Below are 9,465 nucleotides of genomic sequence, written 5' to 3' on the forward strand. Positions count from 1 at the left end.
CCGCGCGACGTCACGACCGCCGCTGGGGGCGGTCCACCCGGATCAGCTCCAGGTGTCGAAGTGCCACACGACCTCTTCGCGGTTCGCGACGCCGATGGTGCCGGTCTCCTCCGCGAACGAACCCAGCTCGACGAACGACGGGGCCTCGTAGATCTCCTCGGACATTGCTGTCTCCTCTCGGTTGCCGACCGGTCCCGGTCGGCGCGGTACCGCCACCGCTGGTGCGGTCGCGTCCCCCGGCGGTGGACCCGCCGGGAAGTGTGTGCTGCGTGGTCAGCGGTCAGCGCCGACCGACAGCAGGGTGGTGAAGGTGGTGCCGTCGACGTACTCGTCGACCATCCGGCCCTCTGCCTCGACCCAGGCGTGCGCGGTGAACGGCGGCGCGGCCACCACCCCCGCCGACCAGGTCGGCCAGTGCCCACCTGCCCGGCAGAGCAGCGCGGTGGCCAGCGACCTCGGCAGGCACGCGTTGTCGCCGCAGCAGCGGGTGCTCACGGTGAGCACCACCTGTCTGGCGCGGCGGGCCTCGGCGTAGGTGGCCGGGCGGGCGCCGCGGGCGAACCGGTCGAGCACGGCGCGGATCCGCTCGGGGTTGCGCCCGGCCAGCACCCTGGCCAGGCCGACCGCGACGCGGGCGACGACCTGGTCCCGCGGGCCGACCCGCACGCGGGCGTCGGGGAGGACCGGCATCTCAGTCCACCACCACGGAGTCGTCGCGCAGGCGGGCCAGCAGTGCGGCGACGTCGCGCGCCGCGACCTGGGGGTCCACGCCGTAGCGGGCGTGCAGCACGCCGACGGTCTCCTCGACCGTCCGGCCCTCGACCAGCTCGTCGACGACGACGGTGGCGGTGCGGCTGAGCTGGAAGTACCGGCCGCTGGAGCGGTCGAGCAGCACCGAGCCGTACTCGGTCGGCGCCACGGTGAAGCGCTCGTGCAATCGGATCGCCACGGGGTCCTCCCGGTCGTCTCGTTCCTGGTGGTGGTCGTCGCACCGGGCGCGCCCGCTCATGGCGCGGCCTGCCGCGCCGTCCCGGCGTGCGCGCGGGTGAACACCGCCGCGTTGATCGTCGTGTCGATGTCGCGCACCCGTTTCCAGCGCTCGCCGGGGAAGGCGTGCGCCCGCAGCACCGCCGCGTCCACCACGCCCATCGCCACCAGCGGCGACTCCTCGCACAGCGCCACCAGGTCCGCGTGGTGGTCGCGCAGGCCGCGCGCGGCCTGCGGTGTCCCGGAGTTCTTGCGGCTGCGCTCGAGGAACGCGTCGGGCAGCCTGCCCCGCATCGCCTCGCGCATCAGGGGTTTGAACTCCTTGGGGTGGAACCGCTCCTCGTGCCGCACCGACAGCACCGCGTCGGCCACCCGGTCGTCGGAGATGGGCGACTCGAACGCCAGCCCCAGCCCGGCGCCCAGCTGCCGCGCGCCGCGCACGATCCGCGCGTTCTGCCGGATCGCGGCCAGCTCGCTGTGCGCGGCGATCGTCGGGCCCAGCGGTTGCGCCCCGGTCGCCAGGACGCGCCCGGTCACCGCCGCCCGCAGGTCCGTGCCGAACCACCTCGGCCAGTGCAGCGGGTGGTCCCAGTCCATGCCCAGCCGCGGTCGGGCGAAGTCGTCGCGCTCCCGCGCGGTGCGCAGCGAATCGGTGAGCCACTGCCGGTAGTCGCGCCGGTCGAGCAGCCGCCCGAACGTCTCCCGCACCGACAGCCCCTCGATCAGCTGGTGGTCGCGGAGCCTGCGCAGCGCCTTGACCGGCCTGCGCCGGAAGAGGGTGTGCTCGTACTTGGGGAAGCCGACGAGCAGGTCGTCCCCGCCGATGCCGTTCAGGTAGGCCCTGGCCCCCAGGTCCACGGCGCCGCGCATCATGGTCAGCAGCCGGGGCGCGGCCCGGTAGGCGTCCGACGAGTCGTCGAGTCGCGTGTGGACCTCCAGCAGCCCGGCGTAGAACACGGGCATGTCCTCCGTGGAGAACGTGCGGTGCTCGACGGTCGGCATCGACTCCAGCGCGCGCTGGGCCCAGAACAGGTCCTCGCCGCCGCCGGGGTCGCCGTTGTAGGCGGTCCCCGCGATCACCCGCGCCCGCCCCCGGCTCGCGAAGTGCACCTGCGGCGTGGAGTCGAAGCCCCCGGAGATGTCGGCGTAGACCGTGCCGCCCGCCCGGGTGCGCGTGTGCACCGCGTCTTCCAGCGCCGCCGCGAGGCGCAACGCCCCCTCGGCCCGCGACAGCACCGGTTCCGGCCGCCGCCACCAGGTGCTCGTCCGCGACCGGGCCCCGTCGGGGTCGACGGTCACCCGGCTCCCCGGCGGCACGGGTTCCACCCCCGGCCACAGCGGCAACTCCGCCATCGGGTGGGGCACCGACCGCACCATCCGGGCCGCCAGGGCAACCGGGTCGCACGAGGCCCCGATGAGGTCCGCCAGCACGTCCGCGCGGTCGGCGACGACCGGGCAGCCGTCGACCGTGGCGGTGAAGACCCTGGTCACCCCGGAGGCGCTGCCCAGTACCGTCGACTTCCCGGCGAGCGACGCGGCCACCACGTGGCAGCCAGCGAGGCCGTTCGCCAGGTCGTCCACGCCGGTGTCACCGCCGCGGGCGGCGCGGCGCAGCCGGTGCTCGCTCGCGTCGGAGAACCCCAGTACCGCGATCCGCGCGTCCCCCTCGGCGACCAGCACGACCTGCTCCGCCGGGTGGGTCGACACCAACCACGGTCGCCCGGAGGCGTGCTCAGCCACGACCGGCGCCGCGATCCGCCCCGCGATCCCCCGCGACCGCTCGGTGTCGGGCAACGCCACCGCGTACCAGCCGAACCCCGTTCCCAGGTCGTCCGCCATGTCGCCGCTCCCTGCGCTCTCCGGTCGGTCCCGTCCGGCCCGACAGGAACCACCGTGACAGCCGGGCGTGGTCCGGCCGTGGTCGTGGCGTGGTCCGGGTCTGGCGCCGGGTGCGGGGCCCGGTCAGCCGCGGAGGCGGTCCAGGCCCTCCCGGGCCAGGTCGGCGCGGAAGGGCTGGCCACCGGCGTCGGCCAGGGCGAGCAGGTCGCGGAAGCACTCCTCGGCCCGGTCGGGTTCGCCGAGCTCCTCGTGCACGCGGCCCAGGACGTCCAACGACCGGCCCTCGATGTCGGGGCTGGTGATCGCGCGGGCCAGGCGCAGCGCCTCGCTGCCCAGGGCCAGGGCGTCGCCGGGCTCGCCCGCGCGCAGCAGGCAGTCGGCGAGCAGGGACAGCGCGCGGGCCTCGTCGTCGCGGGCGCCGCTTTCCCGGCTGTGCTTGAGCGCCCGCACCAGGTGCTCGCGGGCCGAGGCCAGGTCGCCGCGGAGCAGGTCGTTCCACCCGGTGTTGATCAGGCCGGAGGTCTGTAGCCGCTGGTTGCCCAGCTCGACGTTGATCGCCAGGGCGCGCCGGTGGTGTTCGGCCGCCTCGGTGTGGCGACCGGTCCTGGTGAGCAGCAGGCCCAGGTTGCCGAGCACCGCGGCGCGGTCGCGCGCCGTGCCGTCCGCGCCGAGCAGGTCACCCGCCCGCCGCAGGTGCTCCTCGGCCGCCGCGTCGTCCCCGCGGCGCATTCCGATGATGGCCAGGTTGCCCAGCAGCCTGCCCTCGGCCACCGGGTCGGCGGCAGCACGGGCCACCGACAGCCCCCGCCGGACCTCGGCCTCGGCGTCGTCGAACCGACCCAGCCCCAGCAGGGCGACGCCCAGGTGCCGGTGCAGCGCGGCCCGCTCGCCTGCGGTGCCCAGCCCGGCCGCCAGCCCGCGGCCGAAGACCTCGACCGCCTCCTCGGCGTGGCCGTGGCGTTGCAGGCAGGTGCCCAGCGTCGCGGCCAGCACCGCGGAGCGCGGGGTCGGGGCGGTGGCGTCGGCGCCAACGACGGCGACGAGGTTGCGGTGCTCGGTGGTCATCACCGCGCGCACGTCCTCGGCGGAGGCCAGCCGGGGCAGCTCCACCGGCCGGGTCAGCCCCGGTTCGGCCAGCTCCAGCCCGGGGTCCAGCAACGCCTCGGCTGCCCGGCCCAGGGCCAGGTAGTAGTCGGTCAGCCGGTGCCTGGCCGCCGCTTCGCCGTCCGGCTCGTCGCGTTCGAGCAGCTCGCGGGCGTAGTCGCGGAGCAGGTCGTGCACGCGGTGCCGACCGGGGCCATCGTTCAGCAACAGGCTCGCGTCGACCAACCGGTCCAGCGCGTCCTCCGCGGCCGCCACGTCCAGATCGAACAGCGCGGCGGCGGCGTGCACGCCCAGATGCGGGCCGGGGTGAGCGCCCAGCCGCCGGAACGCGACCCGCCCGGCGTCGTCCATGCCCTCGTAGGACACCGCGAACGCCGCCTGCACGCTCAGGTCGTCCACCGACAGCTCGGCCAGCCTGCGCCGCTGGGCCCGCAACCGCCGGACCAGGTCCGCCAACCGCCACCGGGGGCTCGCCCGCAGCCGCGCCGCCGCGATCCGCACCGCCAGCGGCAGCCCACCGCACAGGTCGACCACCACCGGCAGCAGCGACTCCTGGCCCCGCACCCGCTCCGCGCCCGCCACCCGCAGCAGCAGCGCTTCCCCGTCGCCCCGCGGCAGCACCGACACCGGCACCGTCTCCGCGCCCTCCAGCGAGGCCAGGGTGTGCCTGCTGGTCGCCAGCACCCACGTCCCCTGGCCACCCGGGATCAGCGGCCGGACCTGCGCGGCGTCGTGGGCGTTGTCCAGCACCAGCAACGCTCGCCTGCCCGCCAGCTGCGACCGCCACCGCCCCACCCGCAGTGGACCCGCCTCCGGGATCTGTTCCGAGGGCACGCCGACCGTGCGCAGCAGGATCGCCAGGGCGGTGTCCGGGTCCAGCGGTGCCGCGCCTGGGGTGTGGCCCTGCAAGTCGAGGAAGATCCGCCCGTCCGGGAAGTCGTCGGCCACCGCGTGCGCGGCCCGCACCGCCAGCGTCGTCTTGCCCACCCCGGCCATCCCGCTCAGCACGGTGATCGCCGACCCCGGTCCCACCCGCGGCCCGCGGGGTCTGAGCAGGGCGGCGACCTCCGCGTCGCGGCCGGTGAAGTCGGCCACGGCGTAGGGCAGCGTCATCGGCGCCCGGGGACTGTCGATCGTCGCGCCGCCCCCGATCGGACCGGCCTCGGCCCGGAGGATGCTCTCGTGCAGGTCGCTCAGGTCGGCGCTGGGCTCCAGGCCCAGTTCGTCGGCGAAGGCGCGGCGCACCCGATCGTAGGCGGCCAGGGCCTCGGCCTGCCTGCCCGCCCGGTACAGCGCCAGCATCAACCTTCGGTGCACGCCCTCGTCCAGCGGGTGCGCGGCGACCAGTTCGTTCAGCTCGGGCAGCAGCACTGCCGCTTCCCCGCGCTCCAGCCTGCAATCGAGCAGCACCTGCCGGGCCACCAGCCTGGCCTGGTCGAGCCGGGCGGCGGGCCCGGTGAACACCAGGCCGTCGACACCGTCGAGCGCCGGACCCCGCCACCGGCCGAGGGCGGCGCCGAGCAGGTCGACGGCGGTGTCGAGGTCCCCCGCCGACCGCCGCTCCCGCGCCAGCTCGACGGCGGCCTCGAAGTCCTCGGCGTCGATCCGCCCACCCCACCGCTCGATCCGGTAGCCCGCGGAGTCGGTGGTCAGCAGCGACCGAGCTCCGCACAATCCCCGGCGCAGCGCGGCGACCGCGTTGTGGACCTGCCTGCGCGCCGTGGCGGGCGGGTCCTGGTCCCACAGCGCGTCGAGCACCGCCTGCGGGGTGACCGTCTCGCCCACGTGGAGCAGCAGCAGTGCGAGCAACCGCTGTTGGCGCGCTCCGCCGAGTGGCTGCCGTTGCCCGTCGACCAGGACCTCCACCGGGCCGAGGATGCGGAATTCGACCGAGGCGGACACCTGCGCGCGGCTTTCGCCCATGGCTCGATTATGTCGAGTCGGCGTCGACCAACGCCGGTGTGACCGGCACCTGCCACCCTGATGGGGAGCAGGCACCGGTCACTCGCGAGATCCCCCGCGACGCGGACCCCGTCCCGGGGTCCGCCTTCAGTCGATCACGGCCGCCAGGGCCAGAAGGGAACGGCGCTGGTCGGTTGCGGGACGGTGGCCGCGGTGTCCGCCTGCGCGGTGGCACCGGTGCCGACTACGGCGGCTGCCGACAGGATGAGCATGACCAGAGCGGACTTCACGTGTCGCATGGTTACCTACCCCTCACGTGCGAGTGCTGTGGGTCGATCCCTGACGAACCCCACCGTGCCGCACCCCGCTATCGGAATGCCATCGACTGCGCCGGGTAGCGGTCCCGGTCGCTCAGCAGTGCCCGGTGCAGCCGCCGCAACGGCCCCGACGGCGCGACCCCCAACTCGTCGGCCAGGCGGCGCCGCACCTGCTCGTACCGCTCCAGCGCCTCCGCGGTCCGCCCGCACCCGTCCAACCCCAGGATCAACCGGTGCCACAGCGTTTCCCGCAACGGGTGATCGGCGACCAACCCGGTCAGGCGCACCACCGCGGCCCCCGGCTCCCCGCTGCCCACCCGCAGGTCGCACCACTCCTCGGCGGCCTGGAGCAACTCTTCCTCGATCCCCACCACCGCCTCCCGGACCCACCCGTCGGGCTCCACCCCCGGCAGCGGCCTGCCCCGCCAGCCCCGCAGCGCCTCGTCGAGCAGCGTGAGCCGCCGCCCTGGGTCGGCGCACCCCCGGGCCGCCGCCCACAACCGCTGGAACCGCGCCAGGTCCGTCTCCACCCCGTCCCCGAGCCGGTACCCGCCCTGCCCGCTGACCACCGCCCCCCGCGCCGACCCACCGAGGGCCGTCCGCAACCGCCGCACGTACCCCCGCAGCGTCGTCCGCGCCGACGCGGGCGGCTCGTCCCCCCACAACCGGTCGATCAGCTCCTCCGCCCGCACCGGTCGCCCCCCGGCCAAGCACAACGCCGCCAGCAGCACCCGCTGCTTGCCCACCACCCCCACCGCCGCCCGCGACCCGACCCGCACCCGCACGTCACCCAGCAACTCGACGAAGATCTTCTCGGTCATCCCACGCCCCCATCGTCGGTCCGCCGGCCGCCCGACACGAGCCGGTCACCACCATCGTGTGCGCCCCCGCCATCGGCGGTGCATCGAGCGGGGCGGAACCCCGATGGCGACAGACCATGCCCAGCAGCACCAGCAATCGAGCCGCGGTGTCGTGGAGCTCCAGGGACTCCTGCGCCCAGGCGCGAGGGTCCGGTCAGATGAACCGGCGTGCCCAGTCGATCACCGCCCACCGCCACCGCATCACCCGCACCCGGGCCTCGTCGACGGCCTGCGTGCATCGCATCCGCGTCGGCACGTGCCTGGTCTCCTCGTCCTCGTTTACGAGGTCACCGCCCAGGACAGATCCGTAGTCGGCGACCAGGTCCAGCGGGTCCGGGTCGGCCTCGACCCGGTCAACCTGGTGGCTCTGGTTCACGAACCGCACGACGTCCTGCACCGCCACGGCGACGAACTCGCCATTGATTTCGCGGGTGGTGTCGCGCCCGAGTCGGTCTGGCTGGCCGATCATCTTCGCGGCCAGGTCGACCGCGTCCATGTGGGCCAGGCCGCGCACGTGGCCGATCACCGACGCCATTGCCTCGACCAACCCCTGCAACCCCCGGCCGCGTTCACCTCGATCAGCACTGCCGCACGCGCCGTGTGGGCCGCGGTCGCCCGCTGACGGGTCGCCTGCCGCGCGGCGGTGTGGGCGGCCCAGTACCGGTCGAGGTCCGCTGTGGCGATCTCCCAGTCGGTACGGGCGGCGGCCCAGGTGGGTTTTGCAGGAGAAGGGCCTGTCGAGGTCTTCCCCGCATGGTGGTCGGTCGATGACGATGGTCTCCCGGAGTGCGGGAGTGCCTGGACGGTACTGGGCGCGCATCCGCATGGCGAACTGCACTTCGACGTGTCGGGTGAGTGCCAACACCGCTCTGCCCCTCACCCACCCGCGTGCGCGGGCGAAGTCAGCCGCATCCTGGTGCCAACGGCTGCGGTTGCCGCTGGTGAAGGCGTGGGCGTGCCCCTGTTTGTCGACCCACACCCCCATGGTCCGCCGGCGAGGCACTGCCTCCGCCAGCACCGACCGGGCCGCTTGCACCCTGTCCGCGTGGTCCTGTTCGCGCAACGCGCGCGAACGGCCGGGCCCCACACTGCCTTCGACCGCCGCTGCTGCACGTGGTGCGGCGCCGGAAGCGTGACGATCGCCGTATGCCTCGACGGCGGACACGGCTTGGGCTATCAGGTGCAGGGACTGGTCGATGAGCTCCCGTGCACGCCCCAGTGCGGCATCGGCCTGGGCCAATTCGGGGCGGCTGGTCTCGGCAGCGATCCGATGCAGCACCGGCCCGGCGACGTCATCGATCCACAATGCCACTTTGGCGACGTCGCCGCCTGCTACCTCGCCTCGTCCCCGCGCACGTGGGGGTCTTCCAACGGCGGCCAGGCGCTCGTCGGCAGGCACGCTCGTCCCCGCGCACGCGGGGGTCTTCCCTCGACAGTTATTGAGGTGAAAGTGATTGATTGCTTGTGGTCTGACGGGTGTGGTCGGGGTTGGGGGTGCGCGTCGGTTGTCTCCTGCGGGGCAGGAGGTGTTGCGGTTGCGGGTGGTCGCGGCGTTGGAGTCCGGGCAGGTGGAGGGCTACCGGCAGGCGGCGGAGGTGTTCAGGGTCTCGGTGCGGTCGGTGGGCACCTGGTGGCGTGTTTATCAACGGCAGGGCCGGGACGGTTTGGTGGTGCGATCAGGGCGGCGGCGGGGGCCGGTCGAGTTGATCGGTCCGGAGGAGCGGGGCACGTTGTTCGTGGCGATGGCCGACTACTCCCCGGAGGAGTTGCTGATCGGAGGCCCGTTGTGGACGCGTCCGGCGGTGGTGGAGCTGATCCGGCTGGTCGTCGGGGTCGACATGACCGAGCAGGGTGTGGGCCTGTGGCTGCGACGGCACGGTTTCACCCCGCAGCGTCCGGCGCGCGGGCCTACGAGCAGCAGCCGGCGGCGGTGCGGGCCTGGCTGGATGAGGACTATCCGGGGATCGAGGCGCGGGCGAAGGCCGAGGGCGCGGTGATCGCGTGGGTGGATCAGTGCGGGCTGTGCTCGGATGCCGCCCCGCCCGGCCGGTCCTGGGCACCGAAGGGTCACACGCCGATCGTGCGGGTGAGGCGGGAAACGGCTGCGGGTCAATGTCATGTCCGCGGTGGCCTCGCGGGGCGCGTTGTGGTTCACCGTGTTCACCCAGCGGTTCACCGCACCGGTGTTCACCGCGTTCCTCGACCGCATGGCCCGCCAGGCCGACCGGAAGGTGCACGTCGTCGCCGACCGGCACCCGGTGCACCGCAGCAAAGCCGTTCGCGCCTGGCTGCAGGACAACGCCGAGCGGGTCGAGCTGCACCTGATGCCCGGCTACAGCCCCGAACTCAACCCCGACGAACTGCTCGGGCGCCGACCTCAAACGCGACGCCAACGCCTCACGCGCCCACAACCTCGACCGCCTCGCCCACCAGACCCGACGCTTCCCGCGCCGCCG

10 protein-coding genes are annotated in these 9,465 nt (G+C 74.2%); 2 read left to right on the plus strand and 8 right to left on the minus strand.

The genetic code is table 11. The annotated features are described in order from the left end of the window. Positions 1-42 precede the first annotated feature (42 nt). The 8 genes from GCL84_RS21495 to GCL84_RS21525 form a co-directional block, all read right to left on the minus strand. Entirely contained in the window at positions 43-165 is a 123-nt protein-coding gene (locus GCL84_RS21495) for a lasso RiPP family leader peptide-containing protein (RefSeq protein WP_156757306.1), read from the minus strand. 108 nt (positions 166-273) lie between these two features. Beyond that, positions 274-690, minus strand: a complete 417-nt coding sequence (locus GCL84_RS21500) for a lasso peptide biosynthesis B2 protein (RefSeq protein WP_156757307.1) — start codon at positions 688-690, stop codon at positions 274-276. A 1-nt stretch (position 691) separates the two neighbouring features. Next, on the minus strand, positions 692-949 hold the full coding sequence (locus GCL84_RS21505; protein ID WP_197523418.1) for a lasso peptide biosynthesis PqqD family chaperone: 258 nt from the start codon (positions 947-949) through the stop codon (positions 692-694). 56 nt (positions 950-1,005) lie between these two features. Further along, positions 1,006-2,826 carry an asparagine synthase-related protein gene (locus tag GCL84_RS21510; RefSeq protein ID WP_156757309.1) on the minus strand — a complete coding sequence of 607 codons (1,821 nt, stop codon included), beginning with the start codon at positions 2,824-2,826 and terminating at the stop codon, positions 1,006-1,008. 123 nt (positions 2,827-2,949) lie between these two features. Then, positions 2,950-5,853: an AfsR/SARP family transcriptional regulator gene (locus GCL84_RS21515; RefSeq protein ID WP_156757310.1), complete on the minus strand. Its 2,904-nt coding sequence runs from the start codon at positions 5,851-5,853 to the stop codon at positions 2,950-2,952. Positions 5,854-5,987: 134 nt separating this feature from the next. Next, the gene (locus GCL84_RS30710) at positions 5,988-6,122 is read right to left on the minus strand and encodes a hypothetical protein (RefSeq protein WP_268891382.1); all 135 of its coding nucleotides are present in this window, start codon (positions 6,120-6,122) and stop codon (positions 5,988-5,990) included. A 77-nt stretch (positions 6,123-6,199) separates the two neighbouring features. Beyond that, complete coding sequence (locus tag GCL84_RS21520) at positions 6,200-6,970, minus strand: AfsR/SARP family transcriptional regulator (protein WP_156757311.1); 771 nt, start codon at positions 6,968-6,970, stop codon at positions 6,200-6,202. Positions 6,971-7,163: 193 nt separating this feature from the next. Further along, positions 7,164-8,321: a hypothetical protein gene (locus GCL84_RS21525; RefSeq protein ID WP_156757312.1), complete on the minus strand. Its 1,158-nt coding sequence runs from the start codon at positions 8,319-8,321 to the stop codon at positions 7,164-7,166. A gap of 229 nt (positions 8,322-8,550) precedes the next feature. Here GCL84_RS21525 and GCL84_RS21530 point away from each other — a divergent pair, with 229 nt between their 5' ends. Together GCL84_RS21530 and GCL84_RS21535 are read left to right on the plus strand one after the other, a co-directional pair. Then, positions 8,551-9,006, plus strand: a complete 456-nt coding sequence (locus tag GCL84_RS21530) for a helix-turn-helix domain-containing protein (protein WP_268891383.1) — start codon at positions 8,551-8,553, stop codon at positions 9,004-9,006. A gap of 105 nt (positions 9,007-9,111) precedes the next feature. Continuing rightward, positions 9,112-9,465 (plus strand): transposase (locus GCL84_RS21535; RefSeq protein ID WP_268891312.1); only part of this gene is annotated, 354 nt, incomplete at its 3' end.

Origin of the sequence: Actinokineospora pegani (assembly GCF_009745975.1) — a bacterium.
GTDB classification, from domain to species: domain Bacteria; phylum Actinomycetota; class Actinomycetes; order Mycobacteriales; family Pseudonocardiaceae; genus Actinokineospora; species Actinokineospora pegani.